Below are 26,024 nucleotides of genomic sequence, written 5' to 3' on the forward strand. Positions count from 1 at the left end.
AGGCCCCGGATCAGGCCCCGGATCAGCGGCGCTCCTGCTCGCGGCCGTCGTGCTCGCGGCCTGCATCCTTCCGGACCGCGGCATCATCATCGTCGACGAGAACGTGCAGAACAAGCACCCGGTCCGCTTCGTCGAGCCGACCCCGCTCACGCCCGAGGCGCTCGACACCTGCCTCTCGCTCGACGAGGTCAAGCCCAACGAGGTCTGCCAGCCCGGCGACGCCGCCACCGTGCTGCCGCACTTCCTCGATCCGACCAAGCTCGACTACAACTTCTGCAGCTGCGACATCGACTCCGAGGAGGACTCGATCAAGCTGCCCGCCGTCACGCTCTACGTCGAGGACCGCGCCAACGACGTCAACAAGGGCCTCGACGACATCTTCGCCGCGCTCATGCTCGACCTCCGGCCCGACGAGCAGGACCCCTCGCGCAAGGTCCTCTACCAGAGCTACGTCGACCCGACCGTCGCGCTCAAGCCGACCACGGCGATCGAGTACGAGCCGCCGCGCCGCCCCGACACCGGTCGCGAGCTGCGGCAGCTGAACCTCGGCCTCCCGAGCGACGACCGGGCCGACCAGATCGACCTGTGCAACGGCGCCGGGCTGCCGCTGTCCCTCGGCTACCACACCCTGCGCGTGATCGTCAGCGACGCCCCGTGGTTCAACCCCACAGAGGACGAACAGACCCGCGAGATCGGCGTCCCCGACCTCGCCAACGGCGCCACCTACGACACCCTCGAGTACGTGTTCCACTGCGACGACAAGAGCGACCCGGAGAACAAGCACTGCGTCGACCAGTGCAAGCCGCGCGGGGAGCAGCAGTGACCCACCGTGTTCCGGCTGGGCGGGCCAGACTGGCCGGGCTGGCCGGACTGGCCGGACTCCTGACGGGCCTCGCCGCCGCCTGCTCGACCCTCGCCGAGGTCGAGCAGGTGACCAAGTGCGTCTCTGACAACGAGTGCGATGCGAAGGTCCCCGGCCAGGTCTGCGGCGGCGGCATCTGCTACGACGCCTCGCTCCCGGACCGCGCCGCGATCGGCCTCGACGTGCTCGGCAGCGGCCTCGAGAGCAACTTCCGCGTCGAGCTGCGCGGCACCGACGCGGCCGCCCTGCGCATCGATCGCACCCCGGTCCGCTACAGCGTCAGCCTCGACGACCGCAAGCTGGGCAACAACAAGATCGTCTCCGGCGTGCGCGACCAGCTGGAGATCAGCCTGAGCGAGACCTACAACAGCGGCGACAGCGACAAGACCACCAGCCTCGCCGGCAGCCTCACGCTGACCCAGGCGTCCCGACTCGGCCGCGAGGTCGTCACCAAGAACTTGCTGCGCGTCGACCTCATCGATCCGATGACCATGCAAGCGATCGCGGACCCGAAGGTCGTGCTGCCGTGGGCCCGCTACGACCGCGACAAGGCCGGCATGGACATCCCGCTCCTGCTCGCCATCAGCGCCGACGACGGCCTCGACGAGGACACCAGCGTCCAGGTCTACCGCGGCCTGATCTACCGCCAGCTGGTCCGACCGCAGCTGCCCGGCGTCGGCACCCACGCCTTCACCATGGAGTCCCGCCGCGAGTGCCACCGCAAGATCTACGGCACCCTGCTGCTCACCGACAAGTCGGTGCCCACGAGCCCCGCGGACATCAGCTTCCGCCACGCCCGGCGCGACCCCGAGGCGGGCGCCATCTGCGACCCCGCGCCCGAGACCGGCACCCCCGCGGTGTGCTCCCCGCAGACGGTCGCCGCGCTCGACAGCCTGCCCGAGTGCATCACCGTCAATGACTGCCCGCCGCCGTACGGCTGCCACAGCAGCGGTGACAGCAAGCGCTGCGGCTGCGACCGCGACGACGAGTGCCCGCTCGGCCAGGTCTGCGAGCTCACCAGCAAGCGCTGCGCGATCGACCTCAGCGACCTCGTCGCCACCAAGGGCGTCGTCTCCACGGTCGGCGCGATGAACCAGTACGAGGCCTGGATCTACACCTACTGCGAGGGCAAGCTCGAGGCCGACCGCGAGATGGAGTTCGTCGTGTCCGTCGCCCCGCGCAACGCCGAGGGCATGGGCCCGGCCCCGCTGCCCGAGCTCAGCTACCACACCACGATCGACTTCCTGTGGAGCAACGGCATGCGCCCGCCCGAGGAGGCCGACCGCATCTGCCTGCCCACCTGGGCCCCGCCGCAGTCCCTCGCCTTCCAGCTGAGCAGCGCCCCGCAGCAGCTCTACACGGACGCCAAGGGCCAGCCGTGGGTCTGCTGTTCGCCCGCCTGCCTCGACACCAGCGACACCACCGGCCCCGCCACCGTCCCCACGAGCTGCCCGCTCGGCGCCACGGTCACCGCGCGCACCGTCTTCACCCCCGATCCCGTCGCCTGGTCCAACACCTTCTGCATGGAACTCGAGCGCAACGACCTCACGTTGCCCGCGGGCTCGCAGCGGGTCACGTACGGCCCGCTCGACCGCAGCGCCTGCGCCCAGCCGGACACGCCCTGCGAGATCTCGCTGTCACGCGGCGACGGCGAGCTCGAGTACGAGATCCGCGTCGAGCCCCCGGTCGGCTCGCTGGTCCGCTCCACGATCCTCCCGCCGCAGATCGTCGCGGCCGGCACCGCCAGCGTCACGCCGGCGCAGCTCGAGTACCGCGTGCTGGTCCACGGACAGGTCAAGCTCCCCGGCGGCGAGGAGGATTGCACCGACATCCTCACCTGCCTCCCCAACGCCGAGATCATGGCCGAACGCCTGCGGATCGCCGACGACGATCCCGCCACGACCCTCGGCCCCTATTTCTACACGGCGCAGACGATCCCCGGCAGCCCTGGCGACTTCGTGCTCGCCGTCAACCCAGGCGTCTACCTCATCACGGCCCTCCCGCAGAGCGGCAGCCAGGGCGGCCCGGCCCGCATCGCCGTCCACGACCTGCGCCTGGACTCCCCCGCGGTCGACACCAAGGGCCCCATGCCGACCGCCGAGCTCACGCCCATCGAGCTCGAGCTCGGCAAGCTCGTGACCATCGAGCTCGACAACTTCGATCGCAGCAGCGTCGCTGTCCCGCTCGACATGGCCGGCTGGAAGGGCCAGATCGCCGGCTACCCCGACCTCGACCTCAACGACCCGAGCACCTGCTATGGCGGCAGCGGACGCGGCTGCCTGATCCGTCGCCTGCGCCCCGGCAAGAGCGGCCTGTCGCCCACGCAGGAGCAGTTCGTGAAGTACCTGACCCGGGCCCCGAAGTAGCGACGCTGGCCGCCACCTGCGCTCCGAAGTAGCGTCGCAGGCAGCCATCCGCGGCCCCAAAATAGCGTGCGTTTTCAAGTGATCCGGGGCCCGCCCGGGGTTGACCGTCCGGGGTGAACCTGGGAGACTCCGGCCACTGTCTCGGCCGGCCTCAGCACGTCGCGATCGGATCACCACGGTGATCTGGGTCGCGTCGTCGGTTGTCGCCATCTCCTGGGCGGCTGTCGGGATCTACACGGGCCTCGCCACGCAGAACCCCGCTCGCCAGTCGGCGGCCGGGTTCTGTGAGTACCGTGTCGAGCTCGTGCGCGACCGGCTGATCAACCTTCTCGAGCAGGCGCCCGGCCAGATCAGTACCCCGGCCGGGGCCAAGTTCTCCAACCTCCTCCGCGAGACCCGGGCGCTCTGCGCGGGCCGAGATCCCGAGACCACGCGCAAGCTGGGCCGGATCGAGGCCCTTTACGGCGACTTTGACCTTCGGTCCAGCCGCCACGCCGACGCACGCCAGGAGCTCCTTGCGCTCTAGGATCCAGCACCATGTCCGTTCACTCCTCGTCTGGCGACCAGCCGGACCGAGCCCTCGATGATTTGAGCCCGTCCACCGCCTCCGCCGCGACGAGCTCAGCTTCTCCTTCCACCCCAACGCCCGCCCCCGTGGCGCGAGACCGCCGCGAGCCCCGAGCCCGCGAGCACCGAGCCCGCGAGCCCCGAGCTCACGAGCCCCGAGCCCGCGAGCACCGAGCCCGCGAGCACCGAGCCCGCGAGCACCGAGCCCGCGAACCCCGCGCCCGCGAGCACCGAGCCCGCCGCACCGGCGAGCAACCACGACGACGCCTGGGCCCAGGCTGCCCAGGCCGCCGCGGTCCCGGAGCCCGAGCTGCCGCCCTTGCCGCAGTCCTTCGACGAGCTCGCCCTCCCCGAGGCCCTGCGCGCCGCGATCGCCCGGCTCGGCTGGACCAAGCCCTCGCCGGTCCAGGCCCTGAGCTTCGACCCCCTGATCGCGGGCCGCGACGTGATGGTCCAGTCGCACACGGGCAGCGGCAAGACCGGCGCCTTCTGCGTGCCCTGGCTGGCCTCGCGCTTCGACGCCCGCCCCGCCAGCGAGACCGGCGTCCAACTGCTGGTCCTGCTGCCGACCCGCGAGCTCGCCAAGCAGGTCTGCGACGAGCTGCGCCGCCTCGCCGTCGAGACCCCGGTCGACGTGCTCCCCGTCTACGGCGGCACGCCGATGAACCCGCAGCTGACCGCCCTGCGGGCCGGCGTCCACGCGGTGGTCGGCACCCCCGGCCGCATCCTCGATCACATCCGCCGCCGCTCGCTCGACCTCTCGAAGGTCCGCACGGTCGTCCTCGACGAGTGCGACGAGATGCTGTCGATGGGCTTCCTCGAGGACATCCGGGCGATCCTCGACCAGGTGAAGGGTGAGCACCTCACCGCCCTGTTCTCGGCCACGATCCCCAACGACATCGAGCGCATCGCCAAGCGCTACATGAAGGACCCGGTGGCGATCCAGCTCTCGGGCGACCAGGTCGCCGCGGCGGAGATCGAGCACGCCTTTTACTCCGTCACCAGTTCGATCAAGACCCGCGACCTGCTCGACGTGATCATGGTCGAGGACCCGGCCCGCGCGATCATCTTCTGCAACACCCGCGAGGAGACCAAGCTGGTCGCCTCGGTGCTGCGCCGCGAGGGCTTCCACGCCGAGGAGCTGTCCAGCGACCTCAACCAGACCCAGCGCGAGCGGGTCATGAAGCTGATGCGCGAGCACAAGCTGCGCTTCCTGGTCGCCACCGACGTCGCCGCCCGCGGCATCGACATCAGCCACGTCAGCCACGTGATCAACTACTCCTTCCCGGAGTCGGCCGAGGTCTACGTCCACCGCACCGGCCGCACCGGCCGCGCCGGTCGCACCGGCGTCGCCATCTCGCTGATCAACCCGCGCGAGATCGGCAACTTCTATTATCTCAAGCTGCAGTACGCGAGCATCGTCTTCAGCGAGCGCCAGCTCCCGCCGGCCGAGCAGCTCTCCGCGGAGCGCATGGAGTTCAAGCTCGACGGCATCAGCAAGCGCTTCCCGGAGCTGGTCTCCCCCGAGTGGGTGCTGCTGGCCCGCAGCCTGATGACTGACCCGCGCGGCGAGCGTGTCGTCGGTCTCCTGCTCGAGCGGGCCATGCGGGCCGCGCCGCGCCCCGAGTCCGTGATCGAGGCCGACGCCGCCAGCGACGAGCCGGTCGCCGGGGCGGCCTTGCAGGGCCGACGCGAGGGCGACGAGGACGAGCGCCCCGCCGCCGCAGCCGCCGGCCCGGGCGAGACGATCGAGCGCGAGCAGCGTGACCTCCGCGAGGGCCGCGAGCCCCGTGAGCCCCGCGAGCCCCGCGAACGCTTCGGCGACCGCGACCGCGGCCGTGGCCCGCGCGACCGTGGTGACCGCGGCCCCCGCAGCGAGCCCCGCTTCGGCGACCGCCCCCGCCGCGACGACGCCGGCCCCCGCCGCGACGACGCAGACCGCGGCGAGCCCCGCTTCGGCGACCGCCCCCGCCGCGACGACGAACCCCGCAGCGAGCCCCGCCTCGACCGCCCCCGCCGCGACGACGCAGACCGCAGCGAGCCCCGCCTCGACCGCCCCCGCCGCGACGACGCAGACCGCAGCGAGCCCCGCCTCGACCGCCCCCGCCGAGACGACGCAGACCGCAGCGAGCCCCGCCTCGACCGCCCCCCGGAACGACGCAGACGGCAGCGAGCCCCGCCTCGACCGCCCCCGCCGCGACGACGCAGACCGCAGCGGCGAGCCCCGCCTCGACCGCCCCCGCCGCGACGACGCAGACCGCAGCGGCGAGCCCCGCCGCGACGACGCAGACCGCAGCGGCGAGCCACGTGAGCACCGCCCCGATGCTGCGCGCCCCGACGGCTTCCGCGGTCGCGGTGACCGCAACGAGGGTCGCGGCCGCGATCGCTTCCGCGATCGCGACGGTCGCCGCGATCGCAACGAGGGCGATGTCCGTGCCGCTGAGCCGGCGACCGTGCGCAACGACGGCGAGCGTCGGCCTCACGACGACGGCGAGCGTCGCCGGCGGCGCGACCGTCATCCAGGCGATCCCGCCCAACTCCCGCTGCAGGCCACCGGTGGGTCGCCCGGCAGCACCCTGCCAACAGACCCGCCGACCCCGGTATTGGCCCCGGTATTGGCCCCGGTATTGGCCCCCGTGTCGGCCCCGGTATTGGCCCCCGCAATGGTCGTCGCCGCCCCGCCGCCCGACGCCGTCCAGGCGACCGCGCCGGTGCCCGGTGCCAGCGTGAGCCTGCCCTCGATCCCCGCGCCGGGTCAGCTCCGCCTCGGTGGTCGCGGCCGTCTCGGCGACCGCGGCAGCTTCGCCCACGTCGCCCTGGCTGCGACCATCACCGCCCCCCAGGCCGACGCCGGCCCGCTCGTCGAGGCTGGCAGCGAGGCTGTCTCCGGGGACAGCTCGATCGTTGGCGACGGCGAGGGCCGCCGCAAGCGTCGTCGTCGTCGCCGTCGCGGCCGCCGCGGCGAGGGCGAAGGCACCGGCGCGACCCAGGAAGTCGCCGGCGAGTCCGACGACGAGACCGGCGACGAGCCCGAGAGCGCCGAACCCACCGCCGCGCCCACTGGCCGCGACACTGGCCGCGACGCCCGCGACACTGGCCGCGACTGGCCGCGACGCCCGCGACACTGGCCGCGAGACTGCCCGACGCCCGCGACACCCGCGAGACTGGCCGCGACAGCCGCGACAGCCACGACACCCGCGACACCGCCGAGCCGAGCGGCGAGCCCGGGAGCGACGCCGCCGGCGATCGCGGCCGCAAACGCCGTCGTCGCCGCCGCAACGGTCGCCCCCTCGACGCACCCCGCCCCATGGCGCCCGAGCGGGCCGCCCGCCCCGAGCCCCCCCTCGCTCCGGCTGCCCCGCCCGCCCCCGTGGGCGTACCCGTGGTCGTCCCGCGCCGCATGGCCCAGGACGAGATCATCATCGACATCGATGAGAACGAGCTCGAGGTGGTCCAGAGCGAGTTCGGCTCGATGGACGACGAGTTCGACGAGTTCGCCCTGATGGACCGCCGCCAGGCGGTCATCGAGACCCTCCAGGAGGAGGTCGAGCTCGAGGACCTCTCACGCAGCGACGCCTCGCGGATGATCGCCGACGAAGAGGACGAGGGCGAAGGCGAGGACGAGGCCAACGACGAGACCGACGCCAGCGACGAGCCCGCCGTCGTCGCCCCCGGCCCCGACGGCGCCAACGCCACGCCGGAGACCGAGAGCGAGGCCGACGAGCGCAAGCGCAAGCGCCGGCGCCGGCGCAAGAAGGCCGCCCCGCTGGTCCTGCCGGAGCTCACCGCCCCGCCGCACAAGGACTTCTGGGAGGTGTGGGCCTCCAAGTACACCTATCAGGACTTCGAGGACGGCAAGTACACCCCGCCCAACAACGTCCCCGAGGTCGAGGACGAGCCGCCCGCCGCACCTGTCCTCGCGGACAGGCCCGCCGCCCGCGCCCCGCGCCCCGCCGCCCCGCCCCGCCAGAGCGGCCCGCGGACCAGCCCGCCCCGGGCCCCGCGCCCGGGAGGCCCCGAGGGGCTCCCGCCGCGTCCACCCGTGATCGCCAGCACCAGCAGCGAGGCTGACGACGGCGAGTTCATCAAGGTCTGCCTCAACCTCGGCCGCTCGCACGGGCACAAGGCGGCGACCCTGCGCGGGCTCCTGCGCGACCACCTCGGCCTCGAGGGCCGGGCGATCCGCGACCTCACCGTCCGCGACGGGGACACCCTGTTCCGCGTCCACCAGGGCGAGCTGCCGCGGATCCAGGAAGCGCTGACCAGGGTCCGCGACGGCGACGCCCCGCTGACGATCCCGCTGACGATCCGGGCCGTCGAGGATCACAGCGACGCCCTGCGCGCCCCGCCACCTGGCGCCCTCGCCGGGTCCGAGATCCTCGCCGGGGCCGACTCGGGGCCCGAGATCCTCGCCGGGGCCGACACCCTGGTTGGCGACATGCCGCCCGCCGAGCCCGAGCCCGCCGACGCCCCGCGCCCCGATCTGGCGGGCGACGACGCCAGCGGCACCTGACGCCCGCGGCGAGGTCATGCCATGTCCCTCGCCGACAGCGCCTCGCTCGCCCCCTACCCCGACCCGGACACCCGGGAGCATGAACTCGACGACCTCGCCGCCAGCCTCGGCGGCGAGATCGTCGAGTACGGCCGCAGCCGCGAGGACCGCCCGCTGCGAGCCCTCCGCCTGCCCTCCGCGGGCCCGGCGATCCTCTGCTCGGCCAACATCCACGGCATCGAGTACATCGCCAGCCGCGTCGCCCTCGGCCTGCTGCACGGCCTGTGCGCCGGCGACCCCGAGCTGCAGCGCCTGCGCGCCCGCGCCGAGCTGTGGCTGATCCCCTGCCTCAACCCCGACGGCTACGCCCGCACCTGGTCCACCGGCGGTCAGGGTCGCCTCGCCGACATGCGGGCCAACGCCGCCGGCGTCGACCTCAACCGCAACTTCCCGCGCCCCGGCAGGGCCGCCCCCAGCCGCCTCCCGGGCGCCGGCTCCGACCGCCCCGGCGACGCGACCTACCGCGGCCCCGCGCCCCTCAGCGAGCCCGAGACCGCCGCCCTCGATCGCCTCTTCGCCGCCCGGCGCTTCCACGCCAGCGTCAACCTCCACTCATTCATGGGCACCGTGATCCCGGCCCGCGTCAGCGAGCGCGAGGCCTACGCCCGCTACCGCGAGCTCGCCCGCGTCCTCGCCCACGCCCAGCCCAGGGTCCGCTACCGCCGCCTCGCCCACCGCATCTTCGACACCTTCACCGGCGAGCAGGAGGACCACCAGCACCACGCCTTCGGCACCTGGGCCGTGTGCCTCGAGACCTTCTCCCTGCGCGCCAGCTACACCCAGCACCTGCGCCGCCCGAGCGTGTTCTGGCGCTTCAACCCCCGCGACCCCGCCGCCTGGATCGCCAACGACGTCCCCGGCATCACCGCCTACTTCCACGCCGCGCTCGAGCTCCCGCCGCCCCCCGCCGCCTCGCGCCGCGCCCTGCCCCCCGGGCCCTGACGGAGCCATGCCATGCCGTCGCGCCGCCCCCTGCTCGCACCCTCGCGCCGCCCCGCCCTCCGCGAGCCTGCACCCCTCCGACCTGAACCACCGCGCCGCCTCGCGCTCGCCCTCCTCGCGCTCGCCCTCCTCGCCGCCCCGGCCCACGCCGCGCCGGTGCGCCTCGGCGCCGTCGCGGCCCCCGTCCCGCTCGATCGCCCCGTCGACCTGATCGAGGCGCCCGAGCTCCGGCCCGCCCCGCTGCGCCCGGGTCCCGTCCAGACCTGGTCTTTGGGACAGGTCATGCGCGCCGTCGAGGGCAACCACCCGGCGATCCGCGCCGAGGCAGCGCGGCGCCAGATCCTCGACGCCGGCGTCCGCACCGCCCGGACCTCGATCCCCAACCCGGTCGTGCTCTCCGACAACGGCACCGCCGAGTTCACCTACCGCCTCGGCCTCACCCAGACCCTCGAGCTCGGCGGCAAGCGACGCCGCCGCGTCGAGCTCGCCCTGGCCCGCCACGCGATCCTCGAGGTCGACCTCCGGGTCCTCGCCGCCAACCTCCGCGCCGACGCCCGGCGCACGTACATGGAGGCCTTCTTCGCCCAGGAGCGCGAGACGACCCTCATCGAGCTTATCCGCAGCGTCGACCAGCTGCTCGCCATCGCCGACGCCCGCCCCGGCGACACCCCCAAGTCCGACGTGCTCGAGGTCCGCATCACCCGCCTCAAGGCCCGCCAGGCGCTCGAGCAGGCCAAGTTCGAGCACCTCCAGGCCGACCTCCGCCTCAACAACCTGCTGGGCAACGAGCCGTCCGTCGAGCTCGTCCTCAGCTCCCCCGCGCGCGACCAGCCGCCGCGCTGGCTCGCCGCCAACGACGACGACTGGCGCCGCGAGTTCCTGGTCGCCCACGACGCCCTGCTCGCCGAGGCGCTGCGCGAGCGACCCGAGCTGCAGCGCCTGCTGCGGCAGCGCGAGCTGCTCGGCCGCGAGGAGCGGATCGCCCGCGCCGCCCGCGTCCCCGACCTCATCGCCAGCCTCGGCCCCGACTTCGTGCCCCACCCCGGCGGCGTCCACGTCGGCGTGTTCTGGATGCTCGGCTTCCAGGTCCCGATCTTCAACCGCCAGCAGGGCCCGCTGCAGGAGATCGCCGCCCGTCGCCACCAGCTCGAGCTCGCCGGCGACGCGCTGCGCCGCGACATCGGCCGCGAGGTCGCCGACGCCGTCGCCCTCGCCTGCTTCTCACAGTCGCAGTACCGCCTCTACGAGCGCGAGCTGGTCCCCGCCGCCGACGCCGTCTACAGCGACGCCCTGCTCGCCTTCCAGAGCAACCAGGCCCCCTTCCTGGTCGCCGTCCGCGCCCAGGAGAGCCGCGTCCTGGTCCGCCTCGAGTACCTGCGCAGCCTCGCCGCCTACCACATCGCCCTCGCCGGCGTCGAGCAGGCCCTCGGCGTCCCCGCGATCTGAGCCCGTGTCCCTCAGGGCATGTCCCATCGCACATGCCCTGATGGACATGTCGCATTGAACATGTCCCTCAGGGCAGATAAACGCGCCCCAGCAGCGCGAGCAGCAGCAGCGCCGGCACCCCCGCGATCGCCAGCGTCAGGCCCGGGCTGCGACCGGCCCGCTGCGCCGCCGGCAGCGGCAGCCCGGCCAGCGTCGCCGCGTTGCGTCGCCGTTGACGGGCCAGCGTCTGCAGCGGCGCCAGCCACAGCGCCGCCAGCCCGAGCGAGACCGCGATCGCCGGCCCGCCGGGCGGCGCCGCCCGCAGCAGCAAGTACCCGGCCCACGCGATCAGCAGCGCCAGCCGCAGCAGCGGCACCGGCGTCAGCCGCAGCCACTGCGTCACCAGCAGCCGCGTCGCCGGCGACGCCACCCGCGCCACCCAGGCCGGACGCGGCGGCGGCTCGGGCGGACCCGCCAGGCTGCGTGTCGCCTCGGCCAGCCACGCGACGGCCTCGAAGAACCCGAGCGTGTACACCCGCGGCGCCGCCATCCGCACCAGCCCCGCGATCGCCAGCGGCAGCAGCAACAGCCCCACGTGCAGCCCCGCGAGGGCCTGCCCCCCGGCGAGCAGCGCGAGCGCCAGCTGCCCCGGCATCGCCAGCAGCGTCGCCAGCCCGAGCCCGAGCGCCGGCGCGTACAGGTGCACCGTCGCCTCCGCCGAGGTCCAGCCGCCCCCGAGCTGCGCCTGCGCCTGGCGGATCGGGTGCGCCTCCGGGAAGCGCCGGCCCCCGTAGGCCGCCGCCGCCGGGATCGCCGGCTCGACCACCGCCGCCAGCACGCACAGCCACACGAAGTCCCCCGCCAGCAGCGCCGCGGCGATCGGATCCCCACCCGCCGCCGTGCCGCCCAGGCACACCCCCAGGGCCCCGCACAGCAGCGCCAGCAGCAGCCCGTGCCGGTGCGCCCGCAGCCCGGCCGCGAAGTGTCGCGCCGGCGCGACCGGCAGCACCGCCAGCCGCTCGCGCGCCCGCCCGTGCAGGTACTCACCCAGGCGCGCGTGCAGCCCCGCGAGCAGCACCAGCGGCCCGCCGATGAACACCAGGCTGCGCTGCGTCGCCGCCTCCGCGCTGCTGGCCAGCGCCAGCGACCAGCACGCGGCCGCCAGCGCCGGTGCCAGCCACGCGTGCGGCCAGTCGGCGCGCCAGCGCGGCAGCTCGGACCGGGACCTCACGCCCGCCAGCATGCCACGCCCCCGCCCCGCCCGTCAGCCCATCCAAGCTGTCTCAAACGCCCTGTCCCAAACGACCTGTCCCAAGCGCCAGCCGCCCCTGACCGCGCCCAACACCCGCCGCTCGCCGCGATCCGACCTGTCCCAAACGCCAGGTCCCAGGCGCCAGGTCTAGCGCCGCGGCACCCGCTTCGAGATCCCACACGTGATCTCGTAGGGGATCACATCGGCCCAGGCCGCCAGCTCGTACACGTCGATGCGGTCGCGCCCCTGGGCCCCGAGCAGCGTCACCCGCTCGCCCTCGCGGGCGTCGGGCAGGTCGCTCACGTCGATCATCGACACGTCCATCGTGATGTTGCCGAGCACCGCGCAGCGATGGCCGCGGACCAGCACCTGCGCCTGCCCGCTCATGCGCCGCGGGTAGCCGTCGGCGTAGCCGACCGGCACGATCCCCAGCCGCGAGTCGCGGGTCAGCGTGGTCCGGTGCCCGTACGACACCTTCGCCCCCGCCGGCAGGGTGCGGATCCCCAGGATCCGCGAGTGCACGCTCATCGCCATCCGCAGCTCCGCGAGCTGCACCTCGCGCCCCGAGCCCGCCCCGTACAGCGCGATGCCCGGGCGGACCATGTCAAAGTGCGCGTGCGGCAGGCGCACCAGGCCCGCGCTGTTGCACACGTGGCGCAGCGGCGGGTGCAGCCCACGGCTCGCCAGCGTCGCCACGCAGCCGCGAAACTGCTCGAGCTGCCCCGGGCTCACCGCGTCGTCGAGATCGTCGGCGCAGGCGAAGTGGGTCATCAGCCCCTCGACCTGCAGGTGCTGCCCGTCCTCGCCCGCCAGCCAGTCGACCAGCGCCGGCAGATCGGCCGGCAGCGCCCCGAGCCGCGACATCCCGGTGTCGACCTTGAGGTGCACCGGCAGCGGCGGCGCCCCGCTGCGCCGCACCGCCGCCGCCAGCAGCTGCAGGTGCTCGCGCGCCCACACCACCGGCGTCAGCGATCGGTGCACGATCACGTCCTCCGAGCCCGGATGGACCCCGCCGAGCACCAGCACCGGCGCCAGCACCCCGGCCTGCCGCAGCTCGACCCCCTCCTCGACCAGGCTGACCGCCAGCCCCCACGCCCCCGCGTCGACGAAGGTGCGCGCCGCCTCGATCGCCCCGTGCCCGTAGCCGTCCGCCTTGACCACCGCCAGGACCCGGCAGCGCGGCCCGACGTGGCCCTGCACCGTGCGCAGGTTGTGGATCAGCGCCGCCGCGTCGATGTGCGCGTAGGTCGGCCGCACCTCGACGATCGGCGCCTGCCGGCGATCGCGGCCGCGGCGCTCGGGCCCACTGAAGATCGGAGCGCTGCGGACCGGCGGCGAGCTCAAGCAGGGCACACTACCACGCGTCAGCGGCCGGGTCGCCATGGGCCCGGGCAACGTCGACCCCGGACCCGCGATTCCTGGGCCGCGTCGACTAGGCCGCCTCGTTGACGATGCGGTCGTCGAGGATCATGCGCCGCCCGCTGCCGCTGACGAGGCCCGAGCGGGCCATCGCGCTGAGCGTGCGGGACACCGTCTCGCGGCACGACCCGACCATGCGCGCCAGCTCCGACTGGGTCGGCACCGGCGCGAGGATCCAGCCGGTGCTCGCCGGGCCGCGACGACCCTGACGCCGGACCAGCCGCGCCAGCGTGCGGCGCAGCCGCTCCTCCACGTCGCACAGCGCCAGCCCGCTGGCGACCGCCTCGACCTCGCGCAGCTTGTCGCCCTGCAGCCGCATCAGGCGCAGCACCGTCTCCGGCTCGCGACGCAGGTGATCGACCAGCGCCTCGGGCGGGATGCGCAGCAGCTCGCTCTGCACCGCCGCCACCGCGGTCGTCGAGTTCATCACGTTGCCGAAGGCACAGGCCTCGCCGAACACCTCGCCCGGGCCGAGCGCCGCGAGGATGAGGTCGCGGCCGCCGTCGGCCGCCCGCAGCAGGTTCACCCGCCCACGCAGCACGATGTAGAGCCCGTCCGGCGCCTGCCCCTCGCTGACCAGCACGCTGCCCGCGGTCTTGCGCAGGCGCTGCGCGGTGCGCCCGAGCAGCTCCAGCTCGCCCGGCCGGGCCGCGATGAACGGCTCGACGCAGGCCAGGACATCCGCCGTCTCCATGCGCTCGAGGGGGATGCTGGGGCGACGGGTCTCGGTGTCCATGGGCTGCATACGGGCTGTGCTCCAAAGCACAAAACCTGCCAAGCTCCGGGCCCCCCGGTATCCACCTCAAGCGCGTGGAATCCTTGGCTTGTCACGAATCAGCGCCCACAGCGGGGCCCTGGAGCTGTGTTGCACGATCGCCACACCTGAGGGGCCAAAGCAACGCAGTGATCCAGGTTCCATTCGCGGTCTTCACGCGCGCGTCCTCCCGCGGGCGGAACCGGTGTACGTTCCGCCCGTGCCGACCATCGTGCTCAACGGCGAGCCTCGCCCGATCGCGGAGGGCAGCACCGTCGCCGACCTCATCGCCGCGCTGGGCCTCACCCCGCAGCAGGTCGCCGTCGAGAAGAACCGCGAGATCGTGCCGCGCGCCCGCCACCCGGACACCCGCGTGGACGACGGCGACACCCTCGAGATCGTCACCTTTGTCGGTGGAGGCTAGCTTGGGCGAACAACACCCCCGGACCCTCCCGCGAGATCGTCACCTTTGTCGGTGGAGGCTAGCTTGAGCGAACAAGACACCTGGACCCTCGCGGGTCGCACCTGGACCTCGCGCCTCATCATCGGCACCGGCAAGTTCAAGGACGCCGCCGAGACCCAGGCCGCCCTCGCGGCCAGCGGCGCCGAGATCGTCACCGTGGCCCTGCGCCGCGTCGACCTCAAGGCCAAGGACAACCTGCTCAGCTGGATCGACCGCGACCGCTACTGCCTGCTGCCCAACACCGCCGGCTGCTACACCGCCGACGAGGCCGTGCGCACGCTCCGGCTCGCCCGCGAGCTCGGCATCGCCGAGCTCGTCAAGCTCGAGGTCATCGGCGACTCGCGCACCCTCCTCCCCGACAACGAGGAGACCCTGAAGGCCGCCCGCACCCTCCTCGACGAGGGCTTCACCGTCCTCCCCTACTGCACCGACGACCCGATCGTCTGCCGCAAGCTCGAGGACATGGGCTGCGCCGCCGTCATGCCGCTCGCCGCCCCGATCGGCAGCGGCCTCGGCATCCGCAACCCGCACAACCTCCGCCTCATCGTCGAGCAGGCCAAGGTCCCCGTCATCGTCGACGCCGGGGTCGGCACCGCCAGCGACGCCGCCATCGCCCTCGAGCTCGGCTGCACGGCGGTGCTCATGAACACCGCGATCGCCCAGGCGCGGCACCCTGTGCTCATGGCCGAGGCCATGCGCGAGGCCGTGATCGCCGGCCGCAAGGCCCTGCGCGCCGGCCGGATCCCCGTCCGCCACTACGCCAGCGCCTCGAGCCCGAACACTGGCATGATCGAGTGAGCCCCGCGAGCGTCGCATGACGCGCCTCCCCTTCCGCCTGCTGGCGATCACCCCGCCGACCGGAGCTGTCCCCGGGGACATCCTCGAGCGCTGGCTCGCCGCCGGCGTCGCCTCGGTCGGCCTCGCCGTCCTCCTCCGCGAGCCCGGCCTCGGCCCCGCGGCGCTGCTGGCCAGCGACCGCCTCGCCGCGCTGCGCCGGAGCTGCCGCGCGCACGCGATCCCGCAGCTCCTCTCGATCGACCCCGGCGCGCCCCTCCCCCCGCTCCCGCCCGACATCGCCGGCCTCCACCTCCGCGGCGACCCCGACCTCGCCAGCCTCGCCACCCTCCGCCGCGCAGCCCCGCCACCTGTCCCGCGAGACAGCTCGCGCCCTCCTGTCCCACGAGACAGCTCGCGCCCACATGTCCCGCGAGACAGCTCGCGCCCACCTGTCCCGCGAGACAGCTCGCTCCCACCTGTCCCGCGAGACAGCTCGCTCCCACCTGTCCCGCGAGACAGCTGTGCGCGAGCGACCGGCCTGTGGCTCGGTCGCTCCTGCCACGGCGCCCCGCAGCCCGGCCACGACCTGGTCGACTACACCCTGCTCGCCCCGGTCTTCCCGCCGAGCAGCAGCCCCGGCAAGACCCCCGCCGGCCTCGCCGCCCTGCGGGCCTGGACCGCCGTCCCGGGCGCCACGATCTTCGCCCTCGGCGGCATCACCCCCGCGACCGCCGCCGCCTGCCTCGCCGCCGGCGCCCACGGCCTCGCCGGGATCGGCGTGTTCTTTGGCGACCCCGCCCAGGTCGAGCAAGATGTCGCGGCGCTGCGCCGATCGATCGCCGCGCTCGACCGCCATGTGGAACCCCTTTCGCCGCGCTGACCCCGAGGACGAGCTCGCCGCCCGGGCCGGCGAACGCAGCTGGCCGACCCGCCTCGCCTGGCTGGTCCTGGTCGGCGGCGCGACCGCCCTGGTCCTGCGCTGCGGCGTCGCCACGGTGGTCGAGATCCACGGCGACGGCATGGCCCCGACCCTCCTCACCGGCGACCACGTGCTCCTGATCCGCGGCACCTGGGGCCTCGCCGCGGGCGACCTCGTCGTCTACGACCCGACCCCGCCCGCGACCCCCGCACCCGAGCCCGCCCGGCCGCCGCAGCTCCCCGGGCCCCGCGAGGGCCGCGGCCTCCCGCGCCACGACGGCCCCCGCCAGCCGCTGCGCAACACCGCCGTCGTCGACGTCGACGACCTCGAGCTCGGCGACGAGTGGCAGGCCGTGCAGCGCCGCAGCGGGGTCCAGGACCCGAACACCCCGGCCCCGCGCAGCCTGCGGGTCGGACGGATCCTCGCCGTCCCCGGCGATCGCGTCAGCTTCGGCGAGGGCCGCGGCGCGCTCGGCATCGCCATCAACGGCCGCCCGCTCACCCAGGAGGTCGGCGCCCCGCTGCGCCTCGCGGTCCGCGGCGCCCAGGACAGCCAGGCCCCGCCAGCCCGCCCCCGCGGCACCGCCCGCGAGGCGATCGGCGAGCGCCGCTACCAGGTCCTCAGCGCCGCCCCCGGCCCGACCCCATGGCCTGGCATGCGCCTGCCCGGCGACGCCGGCCCGCTCGAGGTCGAGGCCGACGGCTACCTGGTGATCGCCGACAACCGTGACGAGGGCGCCTGCTGCGACTCGCGGGCCCTCGGCTTCGTCGGCCCCGAGCGCATCCGCGGCGAGATCGTGCTCCGCCTCGGCGGCCGCAACCACAGCCACCCCGACGTCGCCCCCGAGGCCCACGGCCTGCTGTGGAAGCCCTGAGCCCCGACGCCACGAAAAGAACCGCGACCCCGGTGTGCGGGCGACCGCGGCTGGTGTGGAAGCCGTGTGCTGGGGCGCCACGAAAAAACACGCCCAGGCGACCTGAGGCGTGTTGCGGAGCCGTTGCCCGGATTCGAACCGGGGACCTGCTGATTACGAATCAGCTGCTCTACCGACTGAGCTACAACGGCGAAGGGCGCACTATCTAAACGAGTCCAGCGCCCACGTCAACCCCGGTCGGCGCCCGCGGGTCAAGCCCGTCAGCTGGGCTCGCCCGGGCACTTGCCGTCGACGTAGCGGACCACCTTGGCGTCGCTGCATGCCGAGCACTTGTTGCCGTAGGTCTTGCTGCTGTTGTCCTCGAGGGTGCCGCAGACCGGGCGGTACTCACGGGTGCACATCGGCTGGCGCGTGTCCGGCGTGCAGACCACGGCGTCCCCGGTGCCGCCCTCGATCGGCGTCCCGCCATCGACCGGCGGCGCGTCGCCGACAATGGGCGGCCCGGACTGCACTGGCTCCGCCGCACCGCCGCTCGCGGGCGCGACGTCCGGGCCAGCGTCCTTGCAAGCGGACAGCGAGACAGCGGCGACCAGCGCCAGGGCAGCGACGAGACGATGAATGCAGATCATGCGGACTCCGTGCGAGGCGCCACAAGTAGCACGGCGAGCCCGCGGCGCACCATCGCCCGCACCATCCTTTCGTTGTACCCTGCCGCCCGCCGATGCTCCCCGCGCCCTCCCGCCGCGCCGCGACGCTCCTCCATACCGGCCTCGCGCTCGCCCTCGCGCTCGTCCTCACCCTCGTCGGGGCCCCCCCCGCGAAGGCGGACGCAAAGACCCCCAGGCCAGCCAGCCCAAGCCTGACCCAAAAGCCAGCAAGCCTGACCCAAAAGCCAGCAAGCCTGACCCAAAAGCCAGCCAGCCCAAGCCTGACCCAAAAGCCAGCAAGCCTGACCCAAAAGCCAGCAAGCCCAAGCCTGACCCAAAAGCCAGCAAGCCTGACCCAAAAGCCAGCAAGCCCAAGCCTGACCCAAAAGCCAGCAAGCCTGACCCAAAAGCCAGCAAGCCCAAGCCTGACCCAAAGGCCAGCCAGCCCAAGCAGCCCGCGCCGATGACCACCAAGCCCGACGCACCCGCCACGCCGCCCGCCCCCGTGCCCGTTCCCGGGGCCGGCGGCTACTGGCTCGGCGCCCGCCTGCTCGGCCCGGGCGCGACGGCTGCCCTCGCGGCCATGTCCCCCGGGACAGCCAGCGACGGCGGCCCCGACAGCGCCATCGCCGGCCAGGTCGCCAGCATGCCCGAGGCGATGGCGTGGATCGCCCGCTGGGCCTTCGCCGGTCCGAGCTTGCCGGCCCCCACGCTCGAGCCCGCCGACGCCCCGCTGCACGCCGGCCCGGCCCCGGTCCCTGGCGGCGAGCTCTACAGGAAGCACCACGCGATCCTCCAGGCGCTCACGATCCGCGGCCGCAACCAGGACAACAGCCCGCGAACGATCCGCTGGCCCGACAGCGCCGCCGAGCTCACCCCGCCCGGCGTCGCCTGGCTGCCCGCCGTCCTCCTCGCCGAGCGGGCCCCGATGTTCTCCGCCCCCTCGCACCGCGTCCCACCCGCGTCGGAGCGCTACGCCCTCGCCCGCCGCAGCGGCAGCCTGTGGCTGCTCGGTCACCTCGACCGCTGCAGCGCCGAGACCGGCCAGATCGTGTGCCTGCGCTGGGCCCAGGTCATCGCCCGCGACGGCGACGAGTTTCACGCCGGCTACCTCCCGGCCAGCCAGGTCGCCCTCGTCGACGGCTGGCGTCGCGGCGCCGGTGCGACCCCACGGGCCCAGCTGATCGCCAGCGGCACGGCCGGCACGCGGGCCCAGTTCGTGCTCGTCGCCCGCACCCGCGACGGCGGCCTCCACCGCCGCACGATCGAGGCGCCGATGACCGGCGACGCCTACCCCGCCGCCAAGCTGCGCGTCGACGGCGAGTGGGCCACCATCGAGTTCGCGGGCGCCCCCCCGCAGCGCGTCGCCCTCGACGCCAGCATGGACGCCCGCGTCCGCTAGGAGCCGGACCGCACAAACGCGAACAGCCCGCGGCCGCGGCCGCGAGCTGTCCACCCCGACGCAGCGCCGTCACTGCGGCGAGACGTTGGCCAGCGCGACGCCGGTCATGTCGCTGTACGTGTACGCGCCGACGAGCCCGCTGAAGGTCTGGAAGGCGCCGTTGTTCATGACGTCGAGGCGGTACGCGTTGGCGCCGATCGACACGCCCCAGACGTAGCCGTAGTAGTCGATGCTGATGCCGTGCACGTACTCGGGCAGCGGGTAGTACTGCTTCTGCACCAGCGTGACGGCGTCGACCGCGATGATGCCGCCGTTGCCGGCGCTGACGTACAGCGTGCCGTTGCCGTCCTCCATGCAGCCGCCGCTGCCCTGGACGTTGGCGATCTGCCACTGCTCGGTCATCGGATCGAAGCGCCCGGCGCCCTGGTAGGCGCAGATCCAGACGTAGCCCTTGGAGTCGACGGTCATGCCGTAGCCCGGCAGCGCCATCGGCCACACCTTGTACTGCAGGGTCTTGCCGTCGACGAACACCAGCGACTGCTGTGACAGCTGCGAGGCCCACATGTTGCCCTTGGCGTCGACGGCCGCGCCGTAGAGGCCGTAGTAGTCGGCGCCGACGCCCATGACCTGGACGGTGTCCTCGATCACGCCGGTCTGGCCGTTGAGGCGGAGCACGTCGACGGTGCCGTTTTGCAGGTTGTTGCCCGAGGTCCACAGCTTGGAGTTCTCCCAGGCGCAGCTGTTGTCGTTGAAGGTGCCCTGCGTCCAGGCGACCGGGCGCTGGCTGGTGTAGTTCATCGGCGTGAACCAGGCGACGCACTCCTCGACGCCCCACGGCAGGTAGTTCTTGTCGGTGGAGGTCTGGATGCCGGGCATGCCGTTGCTCTCGACGCAGCTCTCGACGCGGGCGTAGACCTTGGCGACGCCGCCGGAGCGGTTGGCGACCGCGACGTCGCCGGTGAGGTTGACCGAGGTGCGCGAGGGGCTGCCGGCCTGGTCGGGGCGGACGATGTAGCGGCCCTCCTCCTTGAGCGTCTGGGTGTTGATCTTGCTGATCGTCCCCTGGTCGCTGTTGGCGATCCAGATGTACGAGACGTCGGGCTCGCCGGGGCCCTGACAGGGGTTGCCGAGGTCGGGCGTGGCGCCGGTGCTGCCGGTGCTGCCGGGGTCGACGCCCATCGTGCTGCCGCCGGTGCTGCTGGGGTCGGTGCTGGTCTGCGTCGCCGACACGTCAGTGGTCGCGCTGGTGCCGGGGCCGGTGCTCGCGGTGTCGCTGTTCGACCCCGCGGTGGTGCCCGCCGACTCGCTGTTGGAGCCCGCGCTCGTGGTCGGCGTCGGCTCCGAGCTCGCGTCGCTGGCGCTCGCCGTGATCGCCGTCGTGTTGGGACCCGAGTCGGTGGCCGAGGCGCTGCCCGAGCCGTCACCGCTGTCGCCACAACCAAGCACCATCGCCGCCACTACCAGTCCAAGCCATTCGCGTTGCATCGATACCCCCGTTTGCTGAGGAGGCAGGATACCCGGGGATGGGCCCGCGAAGTGGGTGGGCCCGCCCGATCGCCGGCGGGCGTGCGAGGGTTTCCTCGCGGGCCGCGGGCCGGCAACGCGCGATATGGATCAGGTCGCGGTGTCGAGGGCGCGCCACAGGTACCAGGCGGCCGCGCTGCGGAACGGACGCCAGCGTTCGCCGCCGGCCTCGACCTCGCGGGGGCCCGGCATCTCGTCGTGGCCGAACAGCACGCCGTAGCTCTTGCGCACCGCGAAGTCGCCGGTCGGCCACACGTCGGGGCGGCCCATGCGAAACAACAGCAACATCTCGACCGACCAGCGACCGATGCCGCGGACCTGGGTGAGGCGCTCGACGATCGCGTCGTCGGCCATACGGGCGAGGCTGCGATAGCCGGGGATCAGGCCGTCGGCGGACTTGCGCGCGAGGTCCTGCAGGGCGGCGGTCTTCGCTCCCGAGAGCCCGGCGCTGCGCAGGCGCTCGGTCGTGGCCGCGAGGATCTGCTCCGGGCGCGGGATGGTCTCGGCGGCGAACAAGGCGCACAGGCGGGCGAGGATCGTGGCGGCGGCCTTGCCGTGGAGCTGCTGGTAGACGATCGAGCGCACGAGCGCGGCGTAGGGATCGCCGAGCGCCTCGATGCGCAGGGTGGGCGGGCCGACGCGATCGACGAGGGCACGCATGCGGCGATCGCTGCGGCGGAGGTGGTCGACGGCGGCGGAGTCGAAGGCGGGCCGGGTCCGTGGCATGCGCCGCGATGCTAACTTGCGGGGCGCGATCTTGCATCCTTGGGGGCGCTGTGTGGGTTCGCGGACGGGGTTCGTGGGCGCTGTGGTTCGCGGACGCTGGGGTTCGCGGATGCTGGGGTTCGCGGACGCTGGGGTTCGCGGACGCTGGGGCACGGGCCGGGGCCGGTCCGGCTGGGCGCCCGCAGATCCGCGATGCCGGAGAACCGAAGGGGTCCCGCCTTCAGACAGGGCGCGTCGACCTCATGACTGCTTCGCAGTCATAGGTCGCGCTGGACTCAGTCGGGACCCCTTCGGTCCTCCGGCAAGTGAAGCCTCCGCTGAAGGACGGTGCGGTCGGCGTCGCCGAGAAGCCGGACCGGCCCCGGCCCTGAAACCCAGGACATGGCCGCGCGGACATGGCGTTTCGGACATGTTCTCGTGATGCACAGTGCCGGGTCCCGCGTGAACGAGCGAATGAACGAGCGAACGAACGAACGTGTGCACGCGCCGATGCGTGGGGAATCGACATGTCCTCAGGGCCAGGTTGTTGGGGCAGCGCCGGGGCGGGTCCGGCGCTCGGCGAGGCCGACCGACCGTGCGCGTCCACGCGTGCGGATCGACATGTCCTCGGGGCCAGGTTGTTGGTGCAGGGCCGGGGCGGTCCGGCGCTCGGCGAGGCCGACCGACCGTGCGCGTCCACGTGTGCGGATCGACATGTCCTCGGGGCCAGGTTGTTGGTGCAGGGCCGGGGCGGGTCCGGCTCTCGGCGAGGCCGACCGTGCCGCCCTTCAGCGGAGGCTTCGCTTGCCGGAGGACCGACGGGGGTCCTGACGGAGTCCAGCGCGACCGATGACTGCGAAGCAGTCATGAGGTCGACGCGCCCTGTCTGACGGCAGGACCCCCGTCGGTCCTCCGGCTTCTCGAGCATTCGCGGGCGTCCAGCCGGACCCGCCCCGGCACGTGCGACGATGCCCGCACAACCCGCGACGAGGCCCGCGGAGCGAGAGCGACCCGCGACGAACGGCTCAACGCAGCCGCTGCTCAAGATGCTGAGCGCTGTCCTCGAGCACGGCGCGGTGCTCCGCCGGGACGAACTCGATCTGGCGCCGGAGGTAAGGCAGCAAGTCGGGGTTGCTGAGGTTGCGGATCGCCGTGCTGGCGAGCTCGACGAAGGGTCGCTCGCCCTCGCGGAGGCGGTCGCACAGGAAGTCGAGCGCCTCGACCGTGCCGATCTTGCCGATCGCGTGCAGGGCGGCCTCGCGGGCGGCCTCCGGGTCTTGCAGGTCGCGGGCCTCGAAGATGCGGCGCAGCGGCTCGAAGGCGTGGGGGAAGATCAGGCGGCGCACCGAATTGGCGGCGGCCTTGCGGACCTCGGGCATCGGGTCGCGCAGGGCCTGGGCGACCAGGCCGAAGCTGCGCTTGAAGCGGAGGTTGCCCATCGCCGCGACGACGGCCTCGCGCAGCGGCGCGTCGCCCTTGCGGTGCAGCGCCTCGAGCGCGGCGATCACCGGGTAGGCCTTGATCTCGGCGAGGCGGCGGACCACGTCGAGCTGCTCCATCGCGGCGCCGCGGCGTTCGATCTCGAGGACCAGGAGGAGCGCGTTGCGGCGGACGAAGTCGGGGAAGCGGCGGTCGGCCATCACGCCCGCGGCGACCAGGGCCGGGTCGCCGGCGAGCTCCCACTCGGCGAGGTCGACGTACCAGACCTCCTCGTACTCGGGCAGGGCCTTGAGGAACTCGGGCACGGGCATCGGTCGCGGCGCGTCGCCGGGGGCGTCGCCGAGGCGGCGCAGCAGTCGTTGCGCGCGCTCGCGGCTCTTGCCGGGGAGCTCGATCGCGGCGAGCCGGCGGTAGACCTCGGCGACCTGGCGGAAGGCGCGGACGGAGGCGAATGCCTCGGCCGCCGCGAGGTAGGCGTTCTCGACGATCTGCAGCGGATGCCCGGCGCTCTGGGCCTCGCTGGCGGCCTTGATCCACGCCTCGGCGCTGCGCCAGCGGAGGTCGTCCGCGTAAGGCAGGCCGGCGCGGGTGCAGTAGTCGGCGGCCTCGCGGAGGATCGCGGCGACGGCATGATGTTCGCCGCGATCGCGGGCCAGGGCGACGAAGGTCTCGTAGAGGCGGAGCGCGTCGAGCTTGAGGCCGTCGTCGCGGAGGATGCGGACGCTGTTGAGGTAGCCCTCGGCGATGTTCTCGAAGGCGCCGGCCTCGACGCCGAGGCGGGCGATCAGCTGGTAGCAGTCGAAGGCCCGCTCGCGCAGGCCCTCGCTCTCGAAGGTGTCGGCGACCTCCTCGACCGAGGTGGTCGCCTCGGCGAGGGCGAGGCGCGAGCGGTCGTGCATGGTGCCGCGCGGGGCGCTGCCCTTGCCGGCTGGCTCGCCGCCAGCGGTGGCGAGGCGGCGGAGGCACAGGCCGAAGTTGATCTTGGCGAGGGCGCGCTCGTAGGCGTGGCCGCGGGGCTCGCTGCTGCGTTCGCTCAGCAGGTCGGAGCTGAGCAGGCGGGCCCACAGGGCCGCGGCGACCTCGTCCTCGCCGGCGCGTTCGGCCTCGATCGCTTGATGCACCGGCATCCCGCCGAGCGCGAACCACGAGGCGGCGGCGCGGTGCTGGCCGGCGCGCGCGAGGTAGATCCCGTAGAGCCGGACGTTGCGCAGGGCCCCGGGATCGCCGGCGCGGGCCGGTGCGATCTGCGGCTGCAGCACCTCGGGTCCGGGCAGCTCGCGGGCGCCGAGGTAGGCCAGGCAGGCCATCGCCTCGCCCCACTGCCCGCTCGCGCGCAGCGACTCGGCGAAGGCCCGCAGCCACTCCTCGTACTCGAAGTCGATGCGCTCGACGACCTGCACGAGCTGCCGCAGGTAGATCTGGGCGTCCGCGTGACGGCCCGCGCGCAGGGCCCCCTCGGCGCGGATCCACAGGACGTTGGTGTCCATCATCGCGGCCTCCGCGGGCGGCCCGGGGTCGACGAGCTGGCCTTTGGGCCAGGTGTCGCGGCGCGCCGACCTCCGAGCCGACCTCCCAGCCGGCCTCCCAGCCGACCTCCCAGCCGACCTCCCAGGTAGTCGGACTCGACCTCGCTGATGATCTGGCGCGCGCGCTGGGCCCGGCGGCCGTGGCTGAGCGCCTGGTCGTCGATCACGTGGACGCGGTAGAGGTTGTGGAGGTAGCCGAGGTCGAGGACGCCGCCGCTGGGGAGGATGAAGACGCCGTAGATCGGGGCGCGGGCGGCGAGGGCGACGACCTCGTGCTCGGGCAGCTGGCACTCGCCGTGGGTCAGCAGGTAGATGAGCACCTTGCCGTCGCCGCGGCGCGGGGCGGCCAGCTCGGCGTTGAGCTGGCGGATGACGCGGGCGTAGTTGCGGCCGTGCTCGGCCCGGAATTGCAGGACGTAGGGGACCTCGGCGTGGCCCTGGGCGCCGACGCGTACGCCCTCGTAGAGGCGGCTGTCGAAGAAGCGGAGCACGACGTGCTCGCCGAGCAGGGCGAGGCGCTTGCACAGGGCGAGGGCGAGGCCGCGGGCGAACACCTCTCGCACGCCGCGCATCGAGGCGGAGCCGTCGACCAGCACGTAGTGCGTGCGCTGCTCGTTCTCCATCTGCTTCTCGTGGGTGAAGTAGAACAGCTCGTCGTCGACCAGCTTCTGCTCAAAGATGTCCTCGTCGAGGGCGAGCTGCGACATCTCGATGTCGTCGATGCCGCCGCGGCGCTCGATGGAGGCGTAGCCGTCGATCGAGAACACCTGGTGGCCGGCGTCGCGCTTGACCTCGAGGATGGAGGGGAGCAGCTCCATCGAGAAGTCGATCACGTCGGCGAGGGCCGGGTTGACCATGACGTTGTAGAGGTCGGCCAGGTCGACGCCGGCGGCGGCCTCGCCGGGGCCGCCGCGGAACAGGCCGAACAGGCGCAGAGCGTCGACGTCGATCTGCTCGACGGCCAGCAGCGGGAGCAGGCGCTGGCTGGTGAGGGTGGTCAGCCACGCGAGCGCCTGGCGCTGGTCGTAGCGGGTGAAGGCGGTGCTCGGCTCGATGCGGGCGTAGTGGACGGCGTCGAGGGGCAGCTCGATCGGGCGGAGCACGCGGACATCGTCGGGCAGCTGCGGGACCAGGCCGGCGAGGACGCGGGCGAGGACGACGCCGACCATCGGGTCACGGTGCTTCCAGCCGGCCTGGGCGCGGACCAGGTCGGACTCGGAGAGCTCGACCAGGAGCTGACGCCAGACCTCGCACAGCTCGGGCTCGGCGATGCCGCGGGGGATCGGGCCGGGGGCGCCGAGGCCGACGATCAGGCAGCCGAGGTCGTGGAGGACCACCAGCGGCACGGCGTAGCCGAGGCGGGCGAGGATGTTCTGCCACGACAGGGCGCGCATCATGGCGAGGCCGCCGGCGCCCTCGATCTGCGACAGCGCGAGGCTGCCGACCTGGCGCTCGAGCTCGGCGACATTGACGGCGCGCTGGGCCGTGCTCGCGGGGGCCAGGCCGCGCGGGTCGCGACGGCCGGGGCCGGCCGCAGCGCCTGGGCTACGGCCTCCGGCAGGGCTGCGGTCGCGAGGGTCGGCCATGACGGTTGCTGCGGGGCGTACT

The 26,024-nt window shown here is 73.5% G+C and carries 21 protein-coding genes and 1 tRNA gene; 12 read left to right on the forward strand and 10 right to left on the reverse strand.

The window, feature by feature from the left end:
• Window positions 1-49: 49 nt before the first annotated feature.
• From IPJ59_RS02975 to IPJ59_RS02985, 3 genes are all read left to right on the forward strand, one after another.
• Window positions 50-823, forward strand: a complete 774-nt coding sequence (locus tag IPJ59_RS02975; protein WP_293269646.1) for a hypothetical protein — start codon at window positions 50-52, stop codon at window positions 821-823.
• Window positions 820-3,228, forward strand: a complete 2,409-nt coding sequence (locus tag IPJ59_RS02980) for a dickkopf-related protein (RefSeq protein ID WP_293269647.1) — start codon at window positions 820-822, stop codon at window positions 3,226-3,228. The genes IPJ59_RS02975 and IPJ59_RS02980 overlap by 4 nt, the downstream gene beginning before the upstream one ends.
• A 178-nt stretch (window positions 3,229-3,406) precedes the next feature.
• Window positions 3,407-3,754 (forward strand): hypothetical protein, encoded by a 348-nt coding sequence (locus IPJ59_RS02985; RefSeq protein ID WP_293269649.1) that lies wholly within the window; start codon window positions 3,407-3,409, stop codon window positions 3,752-3,754.
• A gap of 95 nt (window positions 3,755-3,849) precedes the next feature.
• Here the strand turns inward: IPJ59_RS02985 and IPJ59_RS02990 are convergent, their stop codons facing one another.
• Complete coding sequence (locus IPJ59_RS02990; RefSeq protein ID WP_293269651.1) at window positions 3,850-4,050, reverse strand: hypothetical protein; 201 nt, start codon at window positions 4,048-4,050, stop codon at window positions 3,850-3,852.
• 64 nt (window positions 4,051-4,114) lie between these two features.
• On the opposite strand from IPJ59_RS02990, the gene IPJ59_RS02995 reads away from it, so the two are divergent.
• The 4 genes from IPJ59_RS02995 to IPJ59_RS03010 all read left to right on the forward strand — a co-directional run bounded on the left by IPJ59_RS02995 (window position 4,115) and on the right by IPJ59_RS03010 (window position 10,735).
• Window positions 4,115-6,106 (forward strand): DEAD/DEAH box helicase, encoded by a 1,992-nt coding sequence (locus tag IPJ59_RS02995; RefSeq protein ID WP_293269652.1) that lies wholly within the window; start codon window positions 4,115-4,117, stop codon window positions 6,104-6,106.
• Between the two features lie 1,089 nt (window positions 6,107-7,195).
• Window positions 7,196-8,308 (forward strand): DbpA RNA binding domain-containing protein, encoded by a 1,113-nt coding sequence (locus IPJ59_RS03000; protein ID WP_293269654.1) that lies wholly within the window; start codon window positions 7,196-7,198, stop codon window positions 8,306-8,308.
• Between the two features lie 21 nt (window positions 8,309-8,329).
• A complete protein-coding gene (locus tag IPJ59_RS03005; protein WP_293269655.1) occupies window positions 8,330-9,289 on the forward strand; it encodes a M14 family metallopeptidase in 960 nt (319 codons plus the stop codon).
• Between the two features lie 12 nt (window positions 9,290-9,301).
• The gene (locus tag IPJ59_RS03010) at window positions 9,302-10,735 is read left to right on the forward strand and encodes a TolC family protein (RefSeq protein ID WP_293269656.1); all 1,434 of its coding nucleotides are present in this window, start codon (window positions 9,302-9,304) and stop codon (window positions 10,733-10,735) included.
• Between the two features lie 67 nt (window positions 10,736-10,802).
• Here IPJ59_RS03010 and IPJ59_RS03015 read toward each other — a convergent pair whose 3' ends face one another.
• The 3 genes from IPJ59_RS03015 to IPJ59_RS03025 all read right to left on the reverse strand — a co-directional run bounded on the left by IPJ59_RS03015 (window position 10,803) and on the right by IPJ59_RS03025 (window position 14,121).
• Window positions 10,803-11,945, reverse strand: coding sequence for a hypothetical protein (locus IPJ59_RS03015; protein WP_293269658.1), 1,143 nt, complete (start codon window positions 11,943-11,945; stop codon window positions 10,803-10,805).
• A gap of 168 nt (window positions 11,946-12,113) precedes the next feature.
• Window positions 12,114-13,310, reverse strand: a complete 1,197-nt coding sequence (gene alr / locus IPJ59_RS03020; RefSeq protein ID WP_293269660.1) for an alanine racemase — start codon at window positions 13,308-13,310, stop codon at window positions 12,114-12,116.
• 88 nt (window positions 13,311-13,398) lie between these two features.
• Complete coding sequence (locus IPJ59_RS03025; RefSeq protein WP_293254724.1) at window positions 13,399-14,121, reverse strand: Crp/Fnr family transcriptional regulator; 723 nt, start codon at window positions 14,119-14,121, stop codon at window positions 13,399-13,401.
• A 238-nt stretch (window positions 14,122-14,359) separates the two neighbouring features.
• On the opposite strand from IPJ59_RS03025, the gene thiS reads away from it, so the two are divergent.
• From thiS to IPJ59_RS03045, 4 genes are all read left to right on the forward strand, one after another.
• Window positions 14,360-14,563 (forward strand): sulfur carrier protein ThiS, encoded by a 204-nt coding sequence (thiS, locus tag IPJ59_RS03030; protein ID WP_293254727.1) that lies wholly within the window; start codon window positions 14,360-14,362, stop codon window positions 14,561-14,563.
• Between the two features lie 63 nt (window positions 14,564-14,626).
• The gene (locus tag IPJ59_RS03035) at window positions 14,627-15,400 is read left to right on the forward strand and encodes a thiazole synthase (protein WP_293269662.1); all 774 of its coding nucleotides are present in this window, start codon (window positions 14,627-14,629) and stop codon (window positions 15,398-15,400) included.
• Between the two features lie 16 nt (window positions 15,401-15,416).
• Complete coding sequence (locus IPJ59_RS03040) at window positions 15,417-16,259, forward strand: thiamine phosphate synthase (RefSeq protein WP_293269664.1); 843 nt, start codon at window positions 15,417-15,419, stop codon at window positions 16,257-16,259.
• Complete coding sequence (locus tag IPJ59_RS03045) at window positions 16,234-17,172, forward strand: S26 family signal peptidase (RefSeq protein WP_293254736.1); 939 nt, start codon at window positions 16,234-16,236, stop codon at window positions 17,170-17,172. Before IPJ59_RS03040 ends, IPJ59_RS03045 begins: the two co-directional genes overlap by 26 nt.
• A gap of 118 nt (window positions 17,173-17,290) precedes the next feature.
• Here the strand turns inward: IPJ59_RS03045 and IPJ59_RS03050 are convergent.
• Window positions 17,291-17,363 (reverse strand) — tRNA-Thr (locus tag IPJ59_RS03050).
• A 69-nt stretch (window positions 17,364-17,432) separates the two neighbouring features.
• Entirely contained in the window at window positions 17,433-17,801 is a 369-nt protein-coding gene (locus tag IPJ59_RS03055; protein ID WP_293254739.1) for a Kazal-type serine protease inhibitor family protein, read from the reverse strand.
• A 481-nt stretch (window positions 17,802-18,282) separates the two neighbouring features.
• Here IPJ59_RS03055 and IPJ59_RS03060 point away from each other — a divergent pair, with 481 nt between their 5' ends.
• On the forward strand, window positions 18,283-19,221 hold the full coding sequence (locus tag IPJ59_RS03060; protein ID WP_293269666.1) for a hypothetical protein: 939 nt from the start codon (window positions 18,283-18,285) through the stop codon (window positions 19,219-19,221).
• A 69-nt stretch (window positions 19,222-19,290) separates the two neighbouring features.
• Here IPJ59_RS03060 and IPJ59_RS03065 read toward each other — a convergent pair whose 3' ends face one another.
• The 4 genes from IPJ59_RS03065 to IPJ59_RS03080 all read right to left on the reverse strand — a co-directional run bounded on the left by IPJ59_RS03065 (window position 19,291) and on the right by IPJ59_RS03080 (window position 26,002).
• Window positions 19,291-20,706, reverse strand: a complete 1,416-nt coding sequence (locus IPJ59_RS03065; RefSeq protein ID WP_293269667.1) for a hypothetical protein — start codon at window positions 20,704-20,706, stop codon at window positions 19,291-19,293.
• Between the two features lie 129 nt (window positions 20,707-20,835).
• Window positions 20,836-21,471: a DNA-3-methyladenine glycosylase family protein gene (locus IPJ59_RS03070; protein WP_293269668.1), complete on the reverse strand. Its 636-nt coding sequence runs from the start codon at window positions 21,469-21,471 to the stop codon at window positions 20,836-20,838.
• Window positions 21,472-22,475: 1,004 nt separating this feature from the next.
• A complete protein-coding gene (locus IPJ59_RS03075) occupies window positions 22,476-24,380 on the reverse strand; it encodes a HEAT repeat domain-containing protein (RefSeq protein WP_293269669.1) in 1,905 nt (634 codons plus the stop codon).
• Window positions 24,377-26,002, reverse strand: a complete 1,626-nt coding sequence (locus IPJ59_RS03080; RefSeq protein WP_293269670.1) for a vWA domain-containing protein — start codon at window positions 26,000-26,002, stop codon at window positions 24,377-24,379. Before IPJ59_RS03080 ends, IPJ59_RS03075 begins: the two co-directional genes overlap by 4 nt.
• Window positions 26,003-26,024: the final 22 nt, after the last annotated feature.

Origin of the sequence: Nannocystis sp., from assembly GCF_016714285.1 — a bacterium.
GTDB lineage: Bacteria > Myxococcota_A > Polyangia > Nannocystales > Nannocystaceae > Nannocystis.

Bases quoted from the DNA above. Each gene is read 5' to 3' on its own strand.
- IPJ59_RS03055 (WP_293254739.1), bottom strand. From the start codon at position 17,801: ATGATCTGCATTCATCGTCTCGTCGCTGCCCTGGCGCTGGTCGCCGCT.
- IPJ59_RS03010 (WP_293269656.1), top strand. From the start codon at position 9,302: ATGCCGTCGCGCCGCCCCCTGCTCGCACCCTCGCGCCGCCCCGCCCTC.
- IPJ59_RS03000 (WP_293269654.1), top strand. From the start codon at position 7,196: ATGGCCCAGGACGAGATCATCATCGACATCGATGAGAACGAGCTCGAG.
- IPJ59_RS03075 (WP_293269669.1), bottom strand. From the start codon at position 24,380: ATGATGGACACCAACGTCCTGTGGATCCGCGCCGAGGGGGCCCTGCGC.
- IPJ59_RS03045 (WP_293254736.1), top strand. From the start codon at position 16,234: ATGTGGAACCCCTTTCGCCGCGCTGACCCCGAGGACGAGCTCGCCGCC.
- IPJ59_RS03060 (WP_293269666.1), top strand. From the start codon at position 18,283: ATGACCACCAAGCCCGACGCACCCGCCACGCCGCCCGCCCCCGTGCCC.
- IPJ59_RS03070 (WP_293269668.1), bottom strand. From the start codon at position 21,471: ATGCCACGGACCCGGCCCGCCTTCGACTCCGCCGCCGTCGACCACCTC.
- IPJ59_RS03025 (WP_293254724.1), bottom strand. From the start codon at position 14,121: ATGGACACCGAGACCCGTCGCCCCAGCATCCCCCTCGAGCGCATGGAG.
- IPJ59_RS03080 (WP_293269670.1), bottom strand. From the start codon at position 26,002: ATGGCCGACCCTCGCGACCGCAGCCCTGCCGGAGGCCGTAGCCCAGGC.
- IPJ59_RS03065 (WP_293269667.1), bottom strand. From the start codon at position 20,706: ATGCAACGCGAATGGCTTGGACTGGTAGTGGCGGCGATGGTGCTTGGT.
- IPJ59_RS03005 (WP_293269655.1), top strand. From the start codon at position 8,330: ATGTCCCTCGCCGACAGCGCCTCGCTCGCCCCCTACCCCGACCCGGAC.
- IPJ59_RS03040 (WP_293269664.1), top strand. From the start codon at position 15,417: ATGACGCGCCTCCCCTTCCGCCTGCTGGCGATCACCCCGCCGACCGGA.